At 59.5% G+C, this 21,747-nt stretch carries 21 protein-coding genes, 1 tRNA gene and 1 pseudogene; 19 read left to right on the forward strand and 4 right to left on the reverse strand.

What is annotated here, in order from left to right:
* Positions 1–11: 11 nt before the first annotated feature.
* From CUN63_RS23890 to CUN63_RS23950, 13 genes are all read left to right on the forward strand, one after another.
* Entirely contained in the window at positions 12–1,883 is a 1,872-nt protein-coding gene (locus tag CUN63_RS23890) for an IucA/IucC family siderophore biosynthesis protein (RefSeq protein ID WP_129443040.1), read from the forward strand.
* Positions 1,877–2,650: an HpcH/HpaI aldolase/citrate lyase family protein gene (locus CUN63_RS23895; protein ID WP_165353275.1), complete on the forward strand. Its 774-nt coding sequence runs from the start codon at positions 1,877–1,879 to the stop codon at positions 2,648–2,650. Before CUN63_RS23890 ends, CUN63_RS23895 begins: the two co-directional genes overlap by 7 nt.
* Before the next feature lie 4 nt (positions 2,651–2,654).
* Positions 2,655–4,502 carry an IucA/IucC family siderophore biosynthesis protein gene (locus CUN63_RS23900; RefSeq protein ID WP_129443044.1) on the forward strand — a complete coding sequence of 616 codons (1,848 nt, stop codon included), beginning with the start codon at positions 2,655–2,657 and terminating at the stop codon, positions 4,500–4,502.
* Positions 4,495–5,415, forward strand: coding sequence for an ABC transporter substrate-binding protein (locus CUN63_RS23905; protein WP_129443046.1), 921 nt, complete (start codon positions 4,495–4,497; stop codon positions 5,413–5,415). The genes CUN63_RS23900 and CUN63_RS23905 overlap by 8 nt, the downstream gene beginning before the upstream one ends.
* On the forward strand, positions 5,412–6,401 hold the full coding sequence (locus CUN63_RS23910; protein ID WP_129443048.1) for an iron ABC transporter permease: 990 nt from the start codon (positions 5,412–5,414) through the stop codon (positions 6,399–6,401). The genes CUN63_RS23905 and CUN63_RS23910 overlap by 4 nt, the downstream gene beginning before the upstream one ends.
* Positions 6,394–7,425, forward strand: a complete 1,032-nt coding sequence (locus CUN63_RS23915; RefSeq protein WP_129443050.1) for an iron chelate uptake ABC transporter family permease subunit — start codon at positions 6,394–6,396, stop codon at positions 7,423–7,425. The genes CUN63_RS23910 and CUN63_RS23915 overlap by 8 nt, the downstream gene beginning before the upstream one ends.
* 12 nt (positions 7,426–7,437) lie before the next feature.
* Positions 7,438–8,229, forward strand: a complete 792-nt coding sequence (locus tag CUN63_RS23920) for an ABC transporter ATP-binding protein (protein ID WP_123365512.1) — start codon at positions 7,438–7,440, stop codon at positions 8,227–8,229.
* Positions 8,226–9,008 (forward strand): IucA/IucC family C-terminal-domain containing protein, encoded by a 783-nt coding sequence (locus CUN63_RS23925; RefSeq protein WP_129443052.1) that lies wholly within the window; start codon positions 8,226–8,228, stop codon positions 9,006–9,008. The genes CUN63_RS23920 and CUN63_RS23925 overlap by 4 nt, the downstream gene beginning before the upstream one ends.
* Entirely contained in the window at positions 9,005–9,631 is a 627-nt protein-coding gene (locus CUN63_RS23930; protein ID WP_129443054.1) for an RraA family protein, read from the forward strand. Before CUN63_RS23925 ends, CUN63_RS23930 begins: the two co-directional genes overlap by 4 nt.
* A gap of 237 nt (positions 9,632–9,868) precedes the next feature.
* Positions 9,869–12,700, forward strand: coding sequence for a xanthine dehydrogenase family protein molybdopterin-binding subunit (locus tag CUN63_RS23935; protein WP_129443056.1), 2,832 nt, complete (start codon positions 9,869–9,871; stop codon positions 12,698–12,700).
* Positions 12,693–13,232 carry a (2Fe-2S)-binding protein gene (locus CUN63_RS23940; RefSeq protein ID WP_129443058.1) on the forward strand — a complete coding sequence of 180 codons (540 nt, stop codon included), beginning with the start codon at positions 12,693–12,695 and terminating at the stop codon, positions 13,230–13,232. Before CUN63_RS23935 ends, CUN63_RS23940 begins: the two co-directional genes overlap by 8 nt.
* A gap of 2 nt (positions 13,233–13,234) precedes the next feature.
* Entirely contained in the window at positions 13,235–14,470 is a 1,236-nt protein-coding gene (locus tag CUN63_RS23945) for a cytochrome c (RefSeq protein ID WP_129443060.1), read from the forward strand.
* A 1-nt stretch (position 14,471) separates the two neighbouring features.
* Positions 14,472–15,443: an XdhC family protein gene (locus CUN63_RS23950; protein WP_129443062.1), complete on the forward strand. Its 972-nt coding sequence runs from the start codon at positions 14,472–14,474 to the stop codon at positions 15,441–15,443.
* A gap of 50 nt (positions 15,444–15,493) precedes the next feature.
* Here the strand turns inward: CUN63_RS23950 and CUN63_RS23955 are convergent, their stop codons facing one another.
* Positions 15,494–16,777 (reverse strand): FAD-binding oxidoreductase, encoded by a 1,284-nt coding sequence (locus CUN63_RS23955; protein ID WP_129443064.1) that lies wholly within the window; start codon positions 16,775–16,777, stop codon positions 15,494–15,496.
* A gap of 183 nt (positions 16,778–16,960) precedes the next feature.
* Here CUN63_RS23955 and CUN63_RS23960 point away from each other — a divergent pair.
* The 3 genes from CUN63_RS23960 (at position 16,961) to CUN63_RS23970 (ending at position 18,332) form a co-directional block, all read left to right on the forward strand.
* Positions 16,961–17,037, forward strand: a tRNA-Val gene (locus CUN63_RS23960).
* A gap of 699 nt (positions 17,038–17,736) precedes the next feature.
* Positions 17,737–17,985 carry a hypothetical protein gene (locus CUN63_RS32790; RefSeq protein ID WP_129443066.1) on the forward strand — a complete coding sequence of 83 codons (249 nt, stop codon included), beginning with the start codon at positions 17,737–17,739 and terminating at the stop codon, positions 17,983–17,985.
* Positions 17,986–18,137: 152 nt separating this feature from the next.
* Positions 18,138–18,332, forward strand: coding sequence for a hypothetical protein (locus CUN63_RS23970; RefSeq protein ID WP_129443068.1), 195 nt, complete (start codon positions 18,138–18,140; stop codon positions 18,330–18,332).
* Positions 18,333–18,398: 66 nt separating this feature from the next.
* Here the strand turns inward: CUN63_RS23970 and CUN63_RS23975 are convergent.
* Positions 18,399–18,627: pseudogene (locus tag CUN63_RS23975) on the reverse strand (carbonic anhydrase); the annotation flags it as partial.
* A gap of 230 nt (positions 18,628–18,857) precedes the next feature.
* A complete protein-coding gene (locus CUN63_RS23980) occupies positions 18,858–19,070 on the reverse strand; it encodes a hypothetical protein (RefSeq protein WP_033061943.1) in 213 nt (70 codons plus the stop codon).
* Positions 19,071–19,242: 172 nt separating this feature from the next.
* Here CUN63_RS23980 and CUN63_RS23985 point away from each other — a divergent pair, with 172 nt between their 5' ends.
* A complete protein-coding gene (locus tag CUN63_RS23985) occupies positions 19,243–19,692 on the forward strand; it encodes a DUF2214 family protein (RefSeq protein ID WP_129443070.1) in 450 nt (149 codons plus the stop codon).
* Between the two features lie 179 nt (positions 19,693–19,871).
* Here the strand turns inward: CUN63_RS23985 and csrA are convergent, their stop codons facing one another.
* Positions 19,872–20,066, reverse strand: a complete 195-nt coding sequence (gene csrA / locus CUN63_RS23990) for a carbon storage regulator CsrA (RefSeq protein WP_007938114.1) — start codon at positions 20,064–20,066, stop codon at positions 19,872–19,874.
* A gap of 250 nt (positions 20,067–20,316) precedes the next feature.
* Between csrA and CUN63_RS23995 the strand changes: the two genes are divergently transcribed.
* Together CUN63_RS23995 and CUN63_RS24000 are read left to right on the forward strand one after the other, a co-directional pair.
* Positions 20,317–20,682: an SPOR domain-containing protein gene (locus CUN63_RS23995; protein WP_129443072.1), complete on the forward strand. Its 366-nt coding sequence runs from the start codon at positions 20,317–20,319 to the stop codon at positions 20,680–20,682.
* 100 nt (positions 20,683–20,782) lie between these two features.
* The gene (locus CUN63_RS24000; protein ID WP_129443074.1) at positions 20,783–21,691 is read left to right on the forward strand and encodes a siderophore-interacting protein; all 909 of its coding nucleotides are present in this window, start codon (positions 20,783–20,785) and stop codon (positions 21,689–21,691) included.
* Positions 21,692–21,747: the final 56 nt, after the last annotated feature.

Raw genomic sequence — 21,747 nt, forward strand, 5'->3', positions numbered from 1 at the left:
CGGACAAGGTTATGACTATGGCGACTTCTTCACAGGCAACACATCAGGCTGCGGATTCTGCGCCAGGCGTCTGGCTGGCGACGGCTGATCCGCGCCACTATCAGCAAGTGGAACAGCGCGTGGTGGGCCAACTGCTGCAAACGCTGCTGTATGAAAACGTCCTGCCGTATCACCATTCGCCGCTCGATGGCGGCCAGCACCGTTTTGTCGTCAGCGGCTTCGATGCGCAGCAACAACCGGTGGAGTACCACTGCAGCGGATTGCTCAGCGCCAGCTTCGAGCTGATTCGCCTCGACTATGCCAGTCTCGAACGCGTTGGCGCGTTGGGCGCACGCAGTCGGCCGCATCTTCATCAAGCATTGGCGGAGCTACTGAGCGAACTTCAGGACAGCCCGCACCTGCCACGCTTCACCCATGAACTGGAGCAGACCCTGCTCAAGGATCTGCAATCGCGCAGTCAGGGTTATCAAGCGGTCAAGCCGCCACATCAACTGGATGTCGATGCGCTGGAACAGCACTTCATGGACGCCCACAGCTATCACCCTTGCTATAAATCGCGCATCGGTTTCTCGCTCAAGAACAACGCCAGTTACGGACCGGAATTTGCCGCGCCCATCGCCATTGTCTGGTTGGCGGTTGCGAAAACTTGCGGGGCAATGAACATCTCGCAGCACCTGGATTACGACGGATTTATCCAGCAGGAATTCGGGCTTCAACGCTGGCAGCAACTCGCTGAGAACCTCACCGACCAAGGCAAGGCGATGGGCGATTACTGGCTGATGCCGGTGCACCCGTGGCAGTGGGAAAACATCATCGTTCCCGTGTTCTACCCAGAACTGGTCAGCGGTGAAGTGATCTATCTGGGCACTACGGATGACCGTTATCAGGCGCAACAGTCGATCCGCACCCTGGCCAACGTCACTGAGAAAAAGCGGCCTTACGTCAAGCTCGCACTGAGCATGACCAACACCTCCAGCACGCGAATTCTGGCCCGGCATACGGTGATGAACGGCCCGATCATCACCGACTGGTTGCAGCAGTTGATCGGCAGCGACAGCACTGCCCGTGACCTTGGCTTTGTGATTCTCGGCGAAGTGGTCGGCGTCAGCTTTGACTACGATCACCTGCCCGCCACGCGGATGTCCCAGGCCTACGGCACGATGGGCACCCTTTGGCGCGAGAGCATTCACCAGTACCTGCAAGACGACGAGCAAGCGGTGCCGTTCAATGGTTTGAGTTCCGTGGACAATCGCTACGGATCGGGTGAGCAGACCCCGTTCATAGACGCCTGGATCACTCAATACGGGCTGCACGCCTGGACCCGTCAACTGTTGCAGGTTGCGGTGTCGCCGATCATTCATATGCTGTACGCCGAAGGCATCGGCATGGAATCCCATGGGCAGAACATCGTCCTGATCGTGAAGCAGGGCTGGCCGCAACGTATTGCCCTGAAAGACTTCCACGACGGCGTGCGCTATTCACCGCAGCACCTGGGGCGCCCCGATCTGTGCCCGACCCTGGTGCCGCTGCCCGCCAGCCACGCCAAGCTTAACCGCAACTCGTTCATCCTCACCGACGACCTGGATGCGGTCCGGGATTTTTCCTGTGATTCGTTCTTTTTCATCGCCCTGGCCGAGATGGCGATCTTCCTGCATCAGCACTATCAACTGGAAGAGGCTCTGTTCTGGAAAATGACCGCTGAGGTGATCACCGCCTACCAGGCCGAACATCCGCAACACCGTTCGCGTTACGCAGCGTTTGATGTTTTCGCGCCGTTCTATGAAGTGGAGGAGCTGACCAAGCGCCGCCTGCTGGGCGACGGTGAACGTCGTTTCAAATCGGTTCCCAATCCGCTGCACGCCTTCCGGCCGCAATCATGCTGAGGACCAATCTGCTCAAGCAGAAGCTCAGAACAGGTGAGCCGGTCTACGGCCTGATCAGCTCGATTCCGTCACCTGCGGCCATCGAATTGATTGCCGAGGCCGGTTTCGATTTCGTGATCATCGATATGGAACACGTGCTGATCAATCCCGAGACCGTGGAGAACATGATCCGCACCGCCGAGAGTTACGCGCTGACTCCGCTGGTGCGGGTGGCGGACCTCAACCCGAAAACCCTGCTGCGCCTGCTCGATGGCGGCGCCCAGGGCATTGTCTTGCCGATGATCGAAGGCCCCGAGCCTTTGGCCGAAAGCATTCGAGCCTGCAAATACCACCCGCAGGGTACCCGCAGCCTGAATGCCGGTCGCCCCGGTGCCTTTGGCAAACACAGCCTGGCGGAGTACATCGCGCTGGCCAACGAGCAAATCATGGTCGTGGCGATGATCGAAAGTGCCGAAGGGGTGCGTCGGGCGGCGGAAATTGCCGCCGTGCCCGGCCTCGACATGATCCTCGAAGGGGCCGCCGACTTGTCGCAATCGATGGGCATGCCCTGGCAGATCGACCGGCCCGAGGTGCAGCAAGCGCTGCTCGCCAGTTGGCAGGCAGCCAGCGCCGCGGGCGTGCCGTATTGCGCGATTCCACGTCAGCCGGGCGACCACGAACGGTGGTTGAGCCGGGGCGTTAAAAGTTTTGTTTTGGGTGACGAGCGTGGCATCGCTTTTCGTGCCCTCCAGGCCAAATTGGCCGCCACTTCAGCAGAAGGAAAATAATCGGATGAACTTCACCACAATGGCCGCCGACAAGGTGATGCAGGATCTGGTCGATTGTTTGCTGGCCGAACATTTTTTCGGTACCGAGCCGCTGAATCTGGTGGCGCCGTCGTCATCGGCCGATCAGCCGTTTACCGGGTTGAGCGCCGGGCAACGGATCTGGGAATGGCCCACTGAGCCGCAGGGTTGCATCGTCATTGCCCTGCGACCCGGCATTACCCAGCAATGGGAGAAAGTACCGGGCACGCCGGTTTGGGCGCGACAGAATGACCAACTGACCGCGCTGTCACCCGAGGCCTTCACGACCCAGGTGTTGGCAGGGATGACCGATCGCTACCCGGACAATGAAAAAGGCTTCGCCCTGTTTCTGGATGTGCTGCGCACCAGCGTCCGGCAAACCGAGTTGTCCCTGGCCCATCGGGTCGACAGCGAACGCTTGCTGGAAAAAAGCAACGCGGACTTTTTCCTGGCGATGGAGCAGTGGGCTTCGCTGCGTGATCGTCCCTACCACCCGCTGGCCAAAGCCAAGCAGGGTTTGAGCGAAACGGAATATCAGCAGTATCAGGCGGAATTTGCCCGTCCGGTGGCGCTCAATTGGGTCGCGGTCGATCGCACGTTGCTGCAATGCGGCGACGGTGTGACGGACCTGGCGCAGAGTTATCCCGCTCAATACCTGTTGCCGCCGCTGTTGCAGGCCAACTTGCAACAAGAGCTACAGCAGCGGGGCATTGCCCAGAGCCACATCGCGCTGCCGGTGCACCCGTGGCAGTTCGAGCACGTGCTTGAGGCGCAACTCGGCGACGCTTTCGCCAAGGGTGACTGCCATCGCCTGGACTTCACCGACGGTGATTTTTTCGCCACCTCGTCGTTGCGCTCGATGACCCCGTGCTTCAACAGCGCCGATTACCTCAAGTTGCCGATGGCGATCTATTCGCTGGGTGCCTCGCGTTACCTGCCGGCGGTGAAAATGATCAACGGCGGCTTGAGCGAAGCGCTGCTGCGCCAGGCACTGGGCAAGGATGAAACGCTGCAACAATCCCTGTACCTGTGCGATGAAACCAAATGGTGGGCATTCATGCCGCCGGACGCGACACTGTTCGACGAAGCACCACGGCATCTGTCGGCCATGGTTCGCGGCTATCCACCCAAGTTGCTGGAAGATCCGGACACCCGACTGGTGCCCATGGCTGCCCTCGGCACGCCGTTGCCGGGCAGCAATCAGCACTTCTTCGATGACTGGATGGCCTACCGCGAACTGCCGACCAACGCTGCGTCGGTGATGACCCTGTTCCGCGAGCTGTGCCACAGTTTCTTCGATATCAACCTGCGGATGTTCCGCATCGGCATGCTGGGGGAAATTCACGGGCAGAACGCGGTGTTGGTGTGGAAGGCCGGTTACGCGCAGGGCTTGCTGTTGCGCGATCACGATTCGTTGCGCATCTTCGTGCCGTGGCTGGAACGCAACGGCCTGGCCGACCCGGCTTACCGGTTGAAGAAGGGGCACGCCAATACGCTGTACCACACTCGCCCTGAAGACCTGCTGTTCTGGTTGCAGACCCTGGGTATTCAGGTCAACTTCCGCGCCATCATCGATACGCTGGCTGAGGTCTACGCATTGCCGGCGACCCAGTTGTGGACGGCGATGGGCGAAGTGCTCAACGAGTTGATCGACACCATCGAGTTTGACGCCGAGGCGCGGATCATGATCAAGCACCAGTTGTTCGAAGCGCCACATTGGCCGCAGAAATTGCTGCTCACCCCAATGATCGAACGCGCGGGTGGCCCTGGCAGCATGCCGTTTGGCAAAGGGCAGGTGGTCAATCCGTTTCACAGGCTCGATCGGAATGCCTGAACCGCGACGACATCCCTGCAGGCGCACGCTGTTGCGTCTGTCCCTGGGCGCGCTCGCCCTCAGGTTGTCCACGCCGGCGTGGGCCGAGGCCGACGCCGCGCCGTTGCGGGTGATCACCCTGTTTCAGGGCGCCACCGACAGCGCCGTGGTGTTGGGCGTGACACCGTGTGGCGTGGTTGATTCCTGGAGCGAAAAACCGACCTACCGCTATTTGCGCACGGCACTGGACCAGGTGCCCCATGTCGGGCTGGAGACTCAGCCCAGCCTTGAAGACATCGCGCTGCTCAAGCCGGACTTGATTGTTGCCTCGCGCTTTCGCCACAAACGCATTGCACCGTTACTCAAGCAGATCGCCCCGGTGCTGATGCTGGAGGAAGTGTTTGAATTCAAAAAGACCCTGGCGCTGATGGGGGCCGCTTTACACCAGCAACAAAGGGCCGACGAGATTCTGAACCGATGGCAGCAGCGCGTGGCACATCTGTGTGAGCAACTGCAGCAGACATTTGCCGGACGCTGGCCACCCACGGTGTCGATTCTGGATATCCGCGAAGACCACATCCGCAGTTACCTGCCAGCGAGTTTCCCGGGCTCGGTGCTCACCGAACTGGGATTCAACTGGAGCGACACCAGCCGGGAGGCGAGCGGGGTGTCGATCAAACTCACCAGCAAGGAAAGCCTTGCCGTGGTGAATGCCGACATCTTTTTTGTGTTCCTGCGCGCGCAGAACGCGGCGGTGCAGCGCAACTACGAGAGTCTGGTGCAACACCCGCTGTGGAAGCAGATGCGTGCCCCGCAGCAAGGACAGGTGTGGCAGGTCGATGGCGTCGCGTGGAGTCTGTCGGGCGGGATGTTGGGGGCGAACCTGATGCTCGACGACGTGGCCCGCGTGGCCGCCGCGCAGGTGGCCTCATGAGCCCGGGAGTAAAACTGTGCAGCGCGGGTGTCGTGTTGCTGCTGTGCTGCGTGTTGAGCCTGGCGGTCGGTGCCACCTGGATTTCACTGCCACAGATTGCCGCGGCGTTTGTCCATCCCGACCTGTTGAGTGTCAGTCATGTACTGGTGACCACCACGCGCCTGTCGCGCACCCTGATGGCGATTTCCGTAGGCGCCAGTCTGGCGGTCGCGGGTGCCCTGATGCAGGCACTGACCCGCAATCCGTTGGCGTCACCCGGACTGTTCGGGATCAATGCTGGTGCGACCTTTTTTATCATCCTGTTTTCCTCGATCTTCTCGCTGTCATCCCCGGATGCCTGGTTATGGTCGGCGTTCATTGGCGCTGCCGTGGCGGGTTGTCTGGTGTGGCTGATCGGCAACATGGGGCAAGGCAGTCTCAGTCCACTGCGCATCGTGCTGGCGGGCGCGGCGATCGCCGCGTTGTTCTCCGCCTTCAGCCAGGCGCTGCTGGTGGTGAATCAGGATGGATTGGACACGGTGCTGTTCTGGCTGGCCGGCTCGTTGTCCGAACGCAACCTGTCGAGCGCCGCTCCCTTGTTGCTGACTGATGTGTTCGGGTTGTCGGGGGCGCTGTTGCTGGCCGGGCAGGTCAACGTGCTGAACGCCGGGGAAGAGATTGCCACGGGGCTGGGGCAGCGAACCGGCCTGATCCGGCTGCTGATGAGCGTGCTGGTGATCTGTCTCGCGGGAAGCGCGGTGGCGTTGGCCGGCAGCATTGGTTTTATCGGTCTTTTGGTGCCGCACATGGTGCGCAAGGGGTTGTCCATCGACCATCGCTGGTTGCTGCCAGGTTGTGCGCTGCTTGGTGCGATTCTCCTGCTGTTGGCGGATACGTTGTCGCGGGTTTTGATCCTGCCTCAGGAGGTGCCGGTGGGGGTGATGACGGCGCTGTTCGGCGCACCATTTTTCATCATGTTGGCCCGGCGTGGAGGTCGTTATGGATAGGGTGGTGACCTGGCGCCGAGGCGGGTATTCCCGGAGGGTCAACCTTTCCACGTGGTTGCGGTTGGCGGCGGCGCTGTTGCTGACGGTGCTGGTGATGCTCGGCTCGTTGTCGCTGGGGAAAGTCATCCTCTCGCCCCTCGAGGTGATGCGAATCCTGTTTTCCAGTCAGGACGCCAGCCTGACGTTGATCGTCGAGCAACTGCGTTTTCCACGCATTGTGTTGGCGGCGCTGGTTGGCGCTGCGTTGTCGGTGTCCGGGTTGATCCTGCAAAGCATCATCCGCAACCCGCTGGCATCGCCGGACCTGCTCGGCATCACCAGCGGCGCCAGCGCCGCCGCCGTGCTTTACCTGTCGTTCTTGTCCGCGACGCTGGGCCAACAGTTTCTGCCCCTGGCCGCAATGCTCGGTGCGGCTCTGGCAACATTGGCCATTTATCTGCTGGCCTGGAAGCAGGGGACCTCACCGCTGCGACTGGTGCTGATCGGCGTGGGCGTCTCGGCGATGTTGACGGCCGCGACCACCTTCATTCTGGTGTTCAGTCCGCTGACCACCACTCTGTCGGCCTACGTTTGGCTGACCGGCAGCGTGTACGGCGCCAGTTGGCCTGAACCGTTGGCGCTTGCGAGCTGGTTGTTGGGCATTTGTCCGCTGCTGGTGCTGCTGGCCCGTCAGGTGATGGTGCAACAGTTGGATGAAAACCTGGCCCAGGGCATCGGCGTGCGCGTGCAATGGCTGCGGGCCGGTTTGCTGCTGGTGAGTGTGGCGTTGGCCGGTGCGGCCATTGCCTGGGGTGGGGCGATCGCGTTTGTCGGGCTGATTGCTCCGCATATTGCCAAACGCCTGGTGGCCCCTGGTTTCGCTGGGCAGGCCGTGATGGCGGCCCTGATTGGCGCAAATCTGGTGATGCTGGCGGACCTGGTCGGGCGCACGCTGTTCTTGCCCCTGGATTTGCCGGCGGGGATCTTTGTCGCGGTGCTGGGCACACCCTTTTTTCTCTATTTACTGATTAAACAGCGTCATTAAGGAATTCAACGTATGACGTCGATTGCAAGTCGCGGCCTGACCCTGAGTTATCAGCGCCAGGTGATTATTGACGCGCTGGACATGCAACTGCCCAAGGGCAAGATCTCGGTGCTGATTGGCAGTAATGGCTGCGGTAAAAGTACCTTGCTCAAATCCTTTGCCCGACTGCTGAAACCGCAGCAAGGCTCGGTGATTCTCAACGGCGTGGATATCCAGCAAAAATCCACGGCGGCGGTGGCGCGTGAGTTGGCCATCCTGCCTCAGACACCGACGGCGCCGGAGGGTATTACCGTTCGCCAGCTCGTGGCCCTGGGCCGATACCCTTATCAGAGCTGGATGCAGCAGTGGTCGGCCGAGGATGAAACCATGGTCAATCGCGCGCTGACGCAAACCAGTTTGCAGGCGCTGGCGGATCGGCCGGTGGATGCCTTGTCCGGTGGGCAGCGCCAGCGTGCGTGGATCGCCATGACCCTGGCCCAGGACACCGGCATTGTGCTGCTGGACGAGCCGACGACCTTCCTCGACCTGGCTCACCAGATTGAAGTGCTGGACCTGCTGCGCGACCTCAACCGGCTCGAAAACAAAACCATCATCATGGTGCTTCACGATCTCAACCTGGCCTGTCGTTATGCTGATCATATGGTTGCGGTGCATGAGCGTACGGCATTTGCCCAGGGCCGGCCTGAGGACGTCTTGACTCAGGCGCTGGTCAAAACCGTGTTCGACCTCAACTGCAGGATTATTCCTGACCCGTTCTTTGGTACGCCGATGTGCATTCCGTTTGGTCGGGAATTGCCGCAATGAGTCTGGCTCGCCACTTCACCGCGCAAGAGTGGAGCGTGTTGGGCGGTGGGTTGCGGTTGAAGGACTGCGCCGAGCGTGATCCATTACGCTCGCTGATGGCGCGTGACCTGTTGCAGGAAGATGTGTGCGAGCGTTTGCTGGACGCATTGAGCCCGGTCATTGGCTCACCGTCGCGGGCGATCACCGCCTCGCTGCTGGGCAAGCGCCTGTCGTTCCTGGCCACCGGCGCCTGTTTGTACGCCATGTCGGTGTACGACAAAGGACTGCTGCTGTCGCTGGACAATACGGTGATCGAGTACGGTCATGATGACGGACTGTGGACGTCTTCAATGCCGCTGGCTCATTCCCTGCCGCTGACGTACGGGGCAGGTGAGCGCGAGGCCTGGCGGGAAACCTTGGTGCAGTCACTGTTTGCCGGGCTGTTGAAGCCGCTGTGGCAAACCTTCAACCGTGTGAGTGGCGTTTCACGGCGCATCTTGTGGGAAAACTCCGCAGTGCGCGTGTATTCGTTGTATGAAAAACGCATGGCAAAAATCGACGAGCCGTCGGTACGCGAGCGCTATGAAGCCGACTTCAGGTGGTTGCTGACTCAGGCAGAACCTGCGCTGTTCGGCCTCGATTACAACCCGCTGAGTCACTTCCGTCGTCCGCCGACGCTGCTCGACGAGGGGCAGCGCAGCATTCGCTTTCGGCGAACCTGCTGCTTCTATTACCTTGCTACTGAGCCCGCTGAATATTGTTCGACCTGCCCACTGCTGCGTCCGGGGAAATGCCGATGAGTTATCAGATCAACCCTCGCCAGCAGCTCGTCGACCCGGAGTTGCTCAACGCCTACCGGTCGATCCCTTCGTCAACCATCGGCCACTTTTCCGATCGGGGTTTCCTGCGGGGGATCAAGCCGCTGTTCAACAACATCCGCATGGTCGGCACTGTAGTCACCGTCAAAGTCTTCCCGCCGGATGGCAGCATTTTGCGTGAAGCGCTGTTGCTGAGTGAGCCGGGCGACGTGCTGGTGATCGAATGTGTGGACGACGAGGAGTGTGGCTGTTGGGGCGAACTGCGCACCCTCGCCGGGCTGATCAAAGGGTTGGCCGGGGTGGTGGTGTCGGGTGCGGTCACGGATGTCAGCGCATTACGTCGTCATGGGTTACCGATCTTTTGCCGGGACGTCAGCGCCTACACGACTCGCGGTATTGGCGCCCGTGGGGAGGTCAATCGGTCGATCAATGTGGGCGGGATTCAGGTGCAGCCGGGGGACCTGGCCATTGGTGATGATGACGGTGTCTACATCCTCGATGTCCGGCGTGCGGCCGAGCTGCTGTCTGAGTTACTGGCCAAAGAAGAAGCCGACGAACGGCGCCGCGCGGAATTCCTGCAGAGACTCGACGCCCGCCTGACCTGAAACTGCGTCATCTGCTCATCGATTTGTTGCAGCGCAAAGCGGCAATGCTTTGATTCTTCGGGCAGATTTTTGTAACGGGTTGTTTGCGGCAAGCGCAAAAAACTATAAAGTTAACCTTTCGGTCAGCTTTACACTGTCAACACAGCCCTTTGCTCCGTCGATAAGGGCTTCCGCAAGACTCGAGATTCCCAGAACATAACCAGAAGGGCGGACCCATAACCGCCCAGAGGATGATCCATGTCCAACCGTGATATATCCCGGCGCTCGTTCCTACAGGGCGGGCTGGTGGCGGGTGTGAGCGTCACGCTTACACCGCTCAGCAGCCAGGCGCTGGCAGCCTTGATGGAAAACAGCGTGACCGTGCCGTCCGAGCAATGGCTCGGCAACAACGGCAAGGCGCGCTCGCGTAACGATGCCTTGTCCAAGGTCTGCGGCAGCAAAGTCTTTGCCCGCGACATCCGTGCCAAGGACATGCCGGGCTGGCCCCAGCAGCAGGGCCACGCCATGTTGCTGAAAATCACCAAGGCTGACCGCATCTATGCGGGTTACGACCTGTCGTGGCTCGGTGCCGACTTGCAGCCCGATCGCATCGTTACCGCCGCCGATCTGGACAAGGACGGCATCGTCTTCCCGGAAGAGCACGCGCCTGACCTGTTGCTGCCCGAAGGCAAAGTGCCGATGTTCATCGGTCATCCGGTGGCGATCCTGATCTGGAACGACTTCGAGCGTTTCCGCCAGGCCAAGGCCAAACTCAAATTCAATGACAAAGCAATCCGCTACGGCGCCCAGGTGCCTTACTACGAAGGCGATCCCTACGGCAGCTTCCGCTACGTGCGCGTCGGCGGCGCGACCTCGGCGGACGAAGACGAATTCGCCAGCCTCAAGGATTCGATCCTGTTCCCGATGCTGAAAAACCGTCGTCCGGTGTGGAATTCCCAGCCGGACCTGCACGGCAACCTGACCGAGCGCGGCCTGTTTTACGCCGACCGGATGAAGCAGCAAATCGACAGCCCGCCAGACAACTGGCTGGTGTTCGACGAGCGCTACAAAACCCCGTCAATCGAACCCGCTGCGATGGAGCCGGACAACGGCAACGGCTGGTACGACCCGGCGACCAAGACCCTGCACTTTGTCGTCGCCACCCAGTGCCCACTGGAAGCCGCCACCGAAACCGCGAAGATGATCGCGCCGTCGCGTTTCGGCCTGGCCAACCTGAACATGCACCCCGGCTACACCGTCGGTTACGGTTCCAAAGACCACAACATTTTCGTCTACTACGCAGCGTTGGCCGCGCTGTACGGCGCCGGCGTGCCGGTGCGTCTGGCCAACGACCGCTACGAGCAATTCCAGAGCGGCATCAAGCGTCACTCGTTCGACATCCGCTACCAACTGGCGGTGGACAAGACCGATCACAGCTTCAAAATTTTCCGCGCCGAGATGAGCGTCGACGGCGGCGGGCGGATCAACTACAGCCCGTCGGTGGCGGCGGTTGGTGCCACGGCGGCGCAGTCGATCTACTACATGCCGCAGAACGATTTGCAGGTCACGGCCTATCATTCCCGCGCCGTTGAGGCCGGGTCGATGCGTGGTTACGGTACGCTGCAAAGCATGGCTTCCACCGAGATGATGGTGGATGAAATTGCCGATCGCCTGGGCATCGACGCCATTGCTCTGCGCAAGAAAAACGCCATGCTCTCGGGCATGAAAAACACCCAGGGCGCGGTGCCGGCGGGTGCGTTGCGTCTGCACGAGATTCTCGACAAGGCGGCCGTTCACGAGGTCTGGAAAAACCGCGACGCGATCAAAAAACAACGCGAAGCGCAGGACCCGGATCACTGGTACGGCGTCGGTTTTGCGATCTGCCAGAAAGACTTCGGCACCGGTTCCGAAGCGCCGATGGCCAGCATCGAATTCACCGCCGAGGGCTACGTGACCCTGCGCCATATCGGCATCGAAATCGGCACCGGCATGTCCACCTCCCAAGCCCTGGTGGTGGCGGATTTCATCGGTATCCCGGCCACCGAAGTGAAAACCGGCGAAACCGAATGGAAAGAGCTGCAACTGATCACCGGCGGCAACCCGTACATCATGAGCCAGGCTGAACAGGACGGTTTCCTGCGCAACCCGCGCTGGGTCGGCAAATTGGCCTCGGCCTCGTCGGCGACGAACTCCGCCTACTACTTCAGCCATGCCACTCGTGAAGCGTCCCGCGTGCTGTTCAACCACGGCTTGTGGCCGGCGGCGTTGCAGATATGGGGCCAGGGGCCTTACGGCGGCCAGGCCAACCCTTACGTGGTGCGCCGCGAGGACGCGCATTGGGTCGACGGCAAACTCACCGCCAACGGCATGCAACCGCTGAGCTTCGAACAGCTGGCCAAACACGCCCACGAAAAGGGGCTGGTGACCGGCGCCACCGTGCACGGTTTCAACCGGTGGAGCTGGGCCGAGGCCGATTTCAGCATCGACGGCGTGCGTGAACGCCTGCCGCTGGATGGCTTGGCCGTGAAGTACGGCGACGGTGCGCCAAACGCGAAGAAGGCGCAGATGACCAGCGCCGGTTTCCATCTGCTGGATCGCCAGAACGTGCACTACCCGGACACCCAGTTGAACAACGCGGCGGTGACTTACTACAGCCCGGTCGCGACGCTGGTGGAATTGAAAGTGAACAAGGGCTCCGCCGAAGTACAAGTGCTCAACCATCACTCGTGGGTCGAGTGCGGTCGGGTGCTGGTGGAAGAACTGGTCAAAGGTCAGCTCGAAGGCGGGATCGCCATGGGCATCGGCCATGCGTTGATGGAAGAGATGCCGCTGTACGAAGGTGGGCCGGGGGAGGGTGACTGGAACTTCAACCGATACCGCTTGCCGATGGCGCGACACGTTGCGGTCTGGAAACAGACGGCGGAGATCCTGCCGCCGTTGTCGCCGAGCGATCCATCGAAGGGCATCGCCGAAGTGGTGATGATCCCGGTGGTCGGTGCGATCGGCAACGCCGTGGCCCACGCTATCGGTAAGCGCGTTCGCGACCTGCCTATCACTTCTGCCCGCATCAAGGAGGCCCTCAATGGCTAACCGTCCGCTTCAGCTGACCCTCAACAGTCAATCCGTCGGCCCGGTGGACATCCCTGATGACCTGCCGATGATCGACTACCTGCACGAATACAAAAACCTTACCGGCTCGCGCCTCGGCTGCGGCCAGGGTATCTGCCATGCCTGTGTGGTGATCGTCGATAACCCGGACGGCACCAGCGAAGAAGTGCGCACCTGCATCACCGGCGCACATTACTTCGAAGGTAAAAAAGTGCGGACCATCGAAGGCCATGCGACCCGAGATGAGCAGGGCAAGGTCACCGCGCTGAACCCGATCCAGCAGCGTTTCGTCGATGAATTCGCTTTCCAGTGCAGCTATTGCGCGCCGGGCTTCGTGAATGCCGCGACCGTGTTGGTGGAAAAACTTCAGCGTCAGCCGATTGTTAAAAGTCAGCTGGAAAAAGTTATAGAGGACAGCCTCGGTCACCACATCTGCCGCTGCACCGGCTACGTGCGCTACTACAGCGCGACGCGCAACGTGCTGACCGACCTCGGTCTGGTCAAGGAGGGTTAAGCATGAAGCATCTACTTTCCCGCCTGGCGTTGGCGGTTGGTCTGGTTGCGCCGGTGTTGCTGGCTCACGCGGATAATCAGATCAAACGCGGCGAATACCTTGCCCGCGCCGCTGACTGCATGGCCTGCCACACTGCGCCGGGCGGCGCGCCTTTCGCCGGCGGCCTGCCGATCGTCTCGCCGTTCGGCACGATCTACGGCACCAACATCACTCCGAGCAAAGAGCACGGCATCGGTCTGTATAGCGATGACGAGTTCTTCGCCGCGCTCACCAAAGGCAAGCGCCGGGATGGCGCGAACCTGTACCCGGCGATGCCCTACACCTCGTATCACCTGATGCCTCGTGCAGATTCGGACGCGATTCATGCCTATCTGAGAACTGTCGAGCCGATTGAACGCGCAGCGCCGGTCACCAGCCTGAGCTTTCCGTTCAACGTACGCCTGGGCCTGATGGGCTGGAACATGCTCTACGGCAAGGACGTGCAACTCGCGCCCACCGAGGGCAAAAGCGAAGACTTCAAGCGTGGCCAATACATGGTCGAAGTGCTCGGTCACTGCGGCGAGTGCCATACCCCGCGCGGTCTGCCCGGCGCGATGCAGCAGGACAAACGCCTGACCGGTGGCCTGCTCAATGGCTATCTGGCACCAAGCTTGCTGGCCAATGACCTGGCGGCGCGGGGCTGGAATCATCAGGACCTGAGCTCGTTCCTCAAGCACGGCATGAGCGCCCAAGGCACGATGTTCAACGAGATGTTTCCGGTGTTCCACAACAGCACCCAAGGCCTCAACGACCCGGACCTGGCGGCGATGGCCACTTACCTGCTCGGCGATCAACCGCCCGCAGCGAAGGTGCTGACCGAAGTGCCCCTGGACAACATGAGACCAAGCGCCCAGCGCGGTCGTCAGGATTACCTGAACGTTTGCGCCGGTTGCCACGCGCCAAATGGCGAGGGCAAGCCGCACATCGCAGTGGCCATGCGCGGCAACACCACGTTGCGTCTGGACGATCCGCGTAACTTGCTGCGGGTGATCGAGGACGGCATCGGCGAGCAGAAATTCGCCGGGTTCGAACGCATGCAACAGATGCCGGGCTTTGCCGACAAGCTCAGTCACGAGCAACTGACCGATCTGCTCAACTATCTGCGTCAGGGTTGGGGTGGTCAGGCGAGTGAGCTGGCGGTCAGCGATGTGCAGAAGCTGCAAGCGGATGCTCCGACCGCCGAGCACAAGGCGCACTGACATGCAGCATCTCGATCTGCAGGTTGTGCGCCGGGCGCTGGAATGGTCGGCGGCTGGTCAGCGGGTGTGGTTGTGCACGGTGCTCGCCACTTACGGCTCGGCACCGCGTGCGCCGGGGTCGCTGCTGGCTGTGAACGCTGATGGACAATGGATCGGTTCGCTGTCCGGTGGCTGTGTTGAGGAAGATTTCCTGGAACGCGTCGCCGAGGGTGCATTCTCTGAGGCCGTCAACGTTGTCCGTTATGGCGAAGGTGATGACCCGCGCTCCCGAGTGAGCCTGCCCTGTGGCGGTGTGCTCGATGTGCTGGTGGAGAAGCTTGAACCTGATTGTGAGGTTCAGGCGCATCTGCGGGAACTGGAGTCGGCGTTGCTGGGTCAGCGTCGGCTGATCCGTGAAGTTGATCTGGCCAGCGGTGCGCGCAATGTGTTCGCAGACAGCGAGCAGGGGGCGCGCATCGAGCGTGAGATCGACCGGGTACGCGTGCGGATCGGCGCGGCTCAGCGGTTGCTGCTGGCGGGGTATTCCAGTGTCGCCCAGGCCTGCGCGGAGTTTGCCGTGGGTTTGGGGTTCGAGGTGATCCTGTGCGATCCCCGCGATGAAGTGCTGGAAGGCATGGTGCTCAACAACGTCGAGATTCGCCGCCAACTGCCATCGGTGTTCATCGCCGACGGCGGCTGTCACAGCGACACGGCGGTGGTGGCGTTGACCCACGATCCGCGGATTGATGATTTGGCGATGATGGAAGCCGTGCGCACCGATGCGTTTTATATCGGCGTGATGGGCTCGATGCAGACGTCGCAAAAACGCTTTGAGCGGTTGCGCAGGATTGGCGGGTTGGGGGATGTGGAGTTGGCGCGGATTCATGCGCCGATTGGCCTGAACCTGGGCAGCAAGACGCCAGCAGAAATTGCCCTGGCCGTACTCGCCGACATCCTGCGCATCCGCAGCGGCATCCCGCGGGATCGACTCTAACGCCATCCCCCTGTGGGAGCGGCTTGCTCCCACAGGATTTGTGGTGTCTGTCAGTACCCGAACTTATCCCGCAATCCGTAATACCAGGCACCCAACGCCGCAAACGGCGTGCGCAGCAGTTGTCCACCCGGAAACGGGTAGTGCGGCAAATCCGCAAACGCATCAAAACGCTCAGCCTGACCACGCAACGCTTCGGCCAGCACCTTGCCCGCCAGGTGCGTGTAAGTCACGCCGTGGCCGCTGCAACCCTGGGAGTAGTAAATGTTGTCGCCCAGCCGCCCGACCTGCGGAAGACGCGACAGTGTAAGCAGGAAATTTCCGGTCCAGGCGTAATCAATCTTCACGTCTTTCAGTTGCGGGAAAGCCTTGAGCATCTTCGGCCGAATGATCGCCTCGATATTCGCCGGGTCCCGCGCGCCATACACCACGCCACCGCCGAAGACCAAACGCTTGTCCCCGGTCAGGCGGTAGTAGTCGAGCAGGTAATTGCAGTCTTCAACGCAGTAGTCCTGCGGCAACAGACTCTTGGCTAGCGCATCGCCCAGCGGTTCGGTGGTGATCACCTGAGTTCCGCACGGCATCGACTTGGCCGCCAGTTCCGGCACCAGATTGCCGAGGTAGGCATTGCCCGCGACGATGATGAACTTGGCCCGGACCTTACCCTGTGGCGTATGCACCACCGGATTCGCACCGCGCTCGATGCGCACCGCTGGCGACTGTTCATAAATAGTGCCGCCCAACGACTCCACGGCCGCCGCTTCCCCGAGCGCCAGGTTCAGCGGATGAATATGCCCGCCACTCATGTCGAGCATGCCACCGACATATTGATCGCAAGCCACCACTTCACGGATGCGCTTTTGGTCCAGAAACTCAAGTTGTGTATGACCGAACCGCTCCCACAGACGCTTCTGGGATTCCAGATGGCCCATCTGCTTGGCGGTAATGGCGGCGAATACGCCACCGTCCTTCAAGTCGCACTGGATATTATATTTGGCAACCCGCTCACGAATGATCCGCCCACCTTCGAACGCCATCTGCCCCAGCAACTGAGCCTGCTTGGGACCGACACTGCGCTCGATCACATCGATGTCGCGGCTATAACTGTTAACGATCTGGCCACCGTTACGCCCCGACGCACCAAAACCTACCTTCGCCGCTTCAAGTACCGTGACCCGGAAACCGTTTTCCAGCAGAAACAGGGCAGAGGACAGACCGGTGTAACCGGCACCGATTACACAGACATCAGTCTCTACGTCATCCTGCAAGGCCGGGCGCGGCGGAACCGCATTGGCCGATGCGGCGTAATAGGATTCCGGGTAGGGGGTGTTCGCCATCCTGCAGCCTCTGTTTAATATATTTTACGAGTGCATCGATCCTACCCGAGATAAAAATCGACCGCCAGCCACCGCAAAATCTTCTTTGCAGCGGCGAAATTAAATATTTTGCATATTCATAGGGTTAGCTCGAAAAAAGGTGTTGACACCCCTCCGGAATTCCGTAGAATGCCGCCTCACAGCAGGCACGTAGCTCAGTTGGTTAGAGCACCACCTTGACATGGTGGGGGTCGTTGGTTCGAGTCCAATCGCGCCTACCAAACAAAATCCGCTCTGCTGGGCGGTCTAGAAGGGCTCACCGAAAGGTGGGCCCTTTTTTGTTGGGCTGCGTTTGGAAAAACGTTGGAAACAATTTGGAAAAACGAACCACCTCAAATCGGCTTTCACCTTCATGTAAACCATTCGAGGGAGTGGGGAGCTTTGCAGCTGGAATGGCTGACAACAAAAAGCCCGCGCATGGCGGGCTCTCTGTATGGGGTCAAATCCTTTTGTCTGCTCAATCTGCGCTGCGTTCTGTGAGTGCTTCGTGAAAAGGATGTCGCTGGAACGAAAAAACCCGGCACTTGGCCGGGCTCTCTGTAGATGGGGCCAAATCCTTTTGGCTGGTTGCATTGTGCAGGGTGGGTGTGACGAAGGTGTGACAGGGCAGATACGAAAAGCCTGACTCTGGGCCGAACTCGATGATGGATGCCTATATTGATACCGCCAAGGCATTACGCCTCACAAGCAGTTGGATCTTCATAGACTTCGCACCACGCAGCCTTTATTAGCGGCTTGCACTCCGCGTCAAGCTTCCCCCTCAGCTTGGCAGTGCTAGCCGGGGTCATCGGCCCTGGCATCTCCTCGCCTATGTCCACCATTTTTTGCGCTACGGCCTTCTGGACTTCGCTGTATCTGACCAGTGAATCATTGAGCGGCCTCACTATCATATCGCTGACCTTTGCATTCAGGACGTTCAAATGAAGCGTGCAGTAATAATGTTCATGGCCATTTCGGGCTCTCTCCTGCTGGGAGGCTGCGGGCCTCACTGGGACGACGGAGAAAGGTACGGTCGAGATCGTGATCGAGGTCATGATTACCGTCGTGGATACGACCGAGGTTATGACGATGATCGAGGGTATGACCGCAGATATGATCGTCGTGACAATGATCAGGGGTATGAACGCAATCACGGTCGTGATCGTGATCGTGACGATAGAGACGACTGAATGCGCTGGCCATCGGCTAGCGAGAGACGGCGGTGACAGGCTCCCCTCGGGCTGGTCAATGATCACCCGGTTTGCCGATTAGCTTCAGCGGCACGGATTGCCAGTGATTCAGGCGTAAGATAGCGGTGCTACCTCATCAAAAGGAGCCGCATATGATCGCCGACCAAATGAACAAGCAGGTATCTGTGGACAGAGCTGTTTGGGATCAATACTTCTGCGCTGCGTTGATTGCGGAAAGCAATTTGACGGCACCGGTCGTAGGAGGGGCTACTCATGAAGACAGGCAGAACCTGTTGATTGAAAGGGCCAAAGCTCTCGCCGACAAGATGATGGAAAACAGAAAATAACCAGAGCCCAGCCATCGCGCTGGGCTCTTCACATCTGGATCTCGGCATCGGTGCAGCGCTACTAAGTCAGGCAATCAAGTCTACTTTGCCGCTAGCGAGGCGATAGACGCCCCCCACAATCTTCAACGTGCCCTTGCTGAGCGCATCAGTGAGCAGTGGTGAGGCATGTTTAAGGCGGTTAACCGAATCTTTGACATTCTGCGCTGTAGCGTTGTCGATAAGGTTTCCGGGGGATGTTGAACACTTTCTCGATGGGAGGTTTAGGTGCGTCAGTCAATTTTGGGATGTGGCCAGGAAGGCCAACAGCGCAAGACGATGCTGGTGTGCAACAGGTGATCATGATGGGTGAGTTGGCGGTCAATCGCGTGCGGAATAACCACAATCCCGGGTAGTCGCCAGGCACTGTAACGAGGGGATTGCCCCCTCGTTACAAATGTTGCATGAAGAGCATGAATCACTACTGGCGTGGTTCATCTCAACAACGTCGGACCTGCGTGGCAGGACACCAACCAACTAAAACCAATCTTACCTGGCGTTCAACTTCTTCAGTTCTTCATAAGTCGCCGACTGTACAAACCAGAAGCCGGAGATGATGCACCACGTCAGGGTGCCGGTAATGAAAACGCCAGCCCCGGACCAGAAGCCCTGAACGAAGATCATGACCACTGCGGCGATCCAGATAACGGCCAGTGCGACGTACAGAACTACGTTGTTTACGCCAATTACGAACTCTTTCACGTCTATTCCCTTTTGAATGTTTATCCTCTGGCTCCTTACGCAAGGGCCAGTGGGCGGCATGATAGGGAGATAGGTGGCTGTTCGCCAGTCATGTCGCGGCCAGCAGGCAGATTTCCAGATTTTGGACTACTACTGACAAGCCCATTTCCTTACCCCTGTCAGGAGCGTTCCTATGCTGTCTCACTGGTTTCTTGCGGCGATCCACCTCTTGGCTGTTGCCTTGGGCCTCTGGGCGGTGCTCACCCGAGGGACGGCGTTAAGCCGCCTGGCCGTCGGTACGGCGCAGGTTCGCAGTGTGCTGGTTGCCGATAACGTATGGGGCATCTGTGCGGGTATTTTGCTGGTCACAGGTTTGATGCGGGCCTTCGGTGGGTACGAAAAAGGCACCGACTATTACCTTCATCAGCCGTTGTTCCATCTGAAGATGACGCTGTTCGTGATCATTCTGCTGCTTGAAGTGGCACCAATGATCACCTTGATCAAGTGGCGGATCGCCTTGGGCAGGGGCGCTTCGATTGACCAGGGCCGAGCCAGGCTGTTTGCACGCATCAGCCATATCGAAGCGCTGTTGTTGATGGTGATTGCGGCCACCGGCATGGCGCGCGGTGTGACCTTCGGCTAATAACGGCGTGATTCGTCGGGGTTAAAGCGAATAATCTGACAGCCACGGCGTGGCCGAAGCCGGTAGCATCGGCTTCACGTAATGGGGGAGGAGGCGAGTGCTCAGCAAAATGCCGAGCATGAATCTTTAGCCAGCCATTGCGCTGTAACGAACGGGCTGGCTACTGACTGCAACAGGATTCAGGGAGTCTGCGGTTTGTCTGGAGCGGTGAGGCCAGCCTGAATGCGCTGATAGATTTCTTCGCGATGAACCGCAACGTCTTTCGGGGCATTGATGCCAATTCTGACTTGCTGGCCGCTAACGCCCAGAATGGTGATCGTAATGTCATCACCAATATTTATGCTTTCACCGACTTTGCGGGTGAGTATCAGCATGGTCTTCTCCTTGATTGCTTTGTAGGGCACCTGATTCGGACAGTGCAGAGGTCGGTGGTATGTATAGATTAGTGCGAAGTCTCACGGTTTGGGTGCCTCTTTCTGACGCGCAGATGCTGCATTAATTCCCAAGGCGTAACTATACAGAGGCCGCAACCATCATTCTCGTTGTTTTGAGCCCATTTTGCGGCACTCGGGAAGTAATCATGGATGCTAAAATCGCCGCTTTAAGCATTCTGAGGGACGCGTTGTGCGCAAAATGGTCTTGGTAATCGCGGTACTGGCGCTGGCGGGATGCGGTGAGGGCAAGAGTATTGAGGCGCAAAAGCCGCAGCCGACAGCTGCGACTACAGCCTCGGTGGTATCCGCACCACAATGGGATCTCGAAGTTCGAGGCGAAACGCCTCAGGCGGTCAGCGATTTGAGCGGCTGGTTGATTGAGCACAGTTTCGTTTCCAATATCGTCAAGGAAAATGGAAAAACCCGGATTCTGCTCGGGCCATTCAGTTCGAAAGCCGAGGCCGAGGCCAAACAGACAGAAGTGCGCGCGGCGCTCACCCGGGCGAAAAAACAGAACATCGAATTGTTGGTTGTCGACCATCCAGTGACCCAGTAACGGTCTTTTTCAGGGAGCTTTCGACGGAACGCCTTAAAGGGGATCCACATTGACTCGTTTCTAGATGTAGTCACTGTCGATTCCCAGTAGGAGTTCCCCCATGGCCTCCGCCACCCCTTACAAAATATTCGACGCAGTCCTGCGGCGCAAAAAGGCGCTGAGTCCTCATTTGATGCGCGTCACTCTGACCGGTCCGATGGTTACCGAAATGGCGACCTGGGCACCGGATCAGCGCGTGAAGCTATTCTTTCCGGCTGTGGACGGTTCGTCTGCCAAGCTCTCTCATGGCGATGGCTGGTACGCACGTTACCGCGCGATGCCGGTTGCCCAGCGCCCGGCGATGCGTACTTACACCATCCGGCATTTGCGTGCCGAGCAAGGCGAAGTGGACATCGACTTCGTGTTGCATGGCGAAACCGGCCCTGCATCCCGTTGGGCAATCCATGCAGCAGCGGGTGAGTCGATCCAGATCGTCGCACCTGATCGCCAGTTTTCGGCGCAAGACGCGGGAGGTTTCGAGTGGAAGCCGCCTCAACAGCTCAAGCAACTGTTACTGGTCGCCGATGCCACGGCTTTACCCGCGGCGCTCGGCATTCTGGATGAGCTGGCAGCGCTTGCCGTACCACCGATAACCCAGGCGTTTTTTGAAGTAGACAGTGTGGACGATGCTTTGCCGGTTCCTGACTGGCCCGGGCTTTCGGTGGAGTGGCTGATTCGAGATCGCGCCACCGCGACCGGAGTGGGTTCGCTGATGGTCGACGCGGTCTGTCGGGCCATTCTGCCGTCATCTGCTAAAGCATTCGAAACGGTGGAACTGGCGGAAGTCGATGTCGACGAAGACATGCTCTGGGAAACGTCCGAGGCTGCCCGTGGTGGCTTCTACGGCTGGATCGCCGGGGAAACGGTTGCGGTGATGAGTCTGCGCAAATACTTGATCAAGGAATGCGGCATTGCCAAGGAGTCACTCAACCTGATGGGCTACTGGCGTTGCAACAAAGCGGGCGGGTAGAAACGAACAAAGGCCTCGGGTGTTAAACCCGAGGCCTTTGTGTTTTCAGCGAGCGC

The organism is Pseudomonas sp. ACM7 (assembly GCF_004136015.1).
Classification (GTDB): Bacteria; Pseudomonadota; Gammaproteobacteria; order Pseudomonadales; family Pseudomonadaceae; genus Aquipseudomonas; species Aquipseudomonas frigoris.

Excerpts from the sequence above, each read along its gene's own strand:
- CUN63_RS23920 (WP_123365512.1), top strand. The coding sequence starts at position 7,438 with ATGACGTCGATTGCAAGTCGCGGCCTGACCCTGAGTTATCAGCGCCAG.
- CUN63_RS23955 (WP_129443064.1), bottom strand. The coding sequence starts at position 16,777 with ATGGCGAACACCCCCTACCCGGAATCCTATTACGCCGCATCGGCCAAT.
- CUN63_RS23985 (WP_129443070.1), top strand. The coding sequence starts at position 19,243 with ATGCTGTCTCACTGGTTTCTTGCGGCGATCCACCTCTTGGCTGTTGCC.
- CUN63_RS23915 (WP_129443050.1), top strand. The coding sequence starts at position 6,394 with ATGGATAGGGTGGTGACCTGGCGCCGAGGCGGGTATTCCCGGAGGGTC.
- CUN63_RS23900 (WP_129443044.1), top strand. The coding sequence starts at position 2,655 with ATGAACTTCACCACAATGGCCGCCGACAAGGTGATGCAGGATCTGGTC.
- CUN63_RS23910 (WP_129443048.1), top strand. The coding sequence starts at position 5,412 with ATGAGCCCGGGAGTAAAACTGTGCAGCGCGGGTGTCGTGTTGCTGCTG.
- CUN63_RS23890 (WP_129443040.1), top strand. The coding sequence starts at position 12 with ATGACTATGGCGACTTCTTCACAGGCAACACATCAGGCTGCGGATTCT.
- CUN63_RS23895 (WP_165353275.1), top strand. The coding sequence starts at position 1,877 with ATGCTGAGGACCAATCTGCTCAAGCAGAAGCTCAGAACAGGTGAGCCG.
- CUN63_RS32790 (WP_129443066.1), top strand. The coding sequence starts at position 17,737 with ATGAAGCGTGCAGTAATAATGTTCATGGCCATTTCGGGCTCTCTCCTG.
- CUN63_RS23945 (WP_129443060.1), top strand. The coding sequence starts at position 13,235 with ATGAAGCATCTACTTTCCCGCCTGGCGTTGGCGGTTGGTCTGGTTGCG.
- CUN63_RS23905 (WP_129443046.1), top strand. The coding sequence starts at position 4,495 with ATGCCTGAACCGCGACGACATCCCTGCAGGCGCACGCTGTTGCGTCTG.
- CUN63_RS23925 (WP_129443052.1), top strand. The coding sequence starts at position 8,226 with ATGAGTCTGGCTCGCCACTTCACCGCGCAAGAGTGGAGCGTGTTGGGC.
- CUN63_RS24000 (WP_129443074.1), top strand. The coding sequence starts at position 20,783 with ATGGCCTCCGCCACCCCTTACAAAATATTCGACGCAGTCCTGCGGCGC.
- CUN63_RS23935 (WP_129443056.1), top strand. The coding sequence starts at position 9,869 with ATGTCCAACCGTGATATATCCCGGCGCTCGTTCCTACAGGGCGGGCTG.
- csrA (WP_007938114.1), bottom strand. The coding sequence starts at position 20,066 with ATGCTGATACTCACCCGCAAAGTCGGTGAAAGCATAAATATTGGTGAT.
- CUN63_RS23970 (WP_129443068.1), top strand. The coding sequence starts at position 18,138 with ATGATCGCCGACCAAATGAACAAGCAGGTATCTGTGGACAGAGCTGTT.
- CUN63_RS23940 (WP_129443058.1), top strand. The coding sequence starts at position 12,693 with ATGGCTAACCGTCCGCTTCAGCTGACCCTCAACAGTCAATCCGTCGGC.
- CUN63_RS23930 (WP_129443054.1), top strand. The coding sequence starts at position 9,005 with ATGAGTTATCAGATCAACCCTCGCCAGCAGCTCGTCGACCCGGAGTTG.
- CUN63_RS23950 (WP_129443062.1), top strand. The coding sequence starts at position 14,472 with ATGCAGCATCTCGATCTGCAGGTTGTGCGCCGGGCGCTGGAATGGTCG.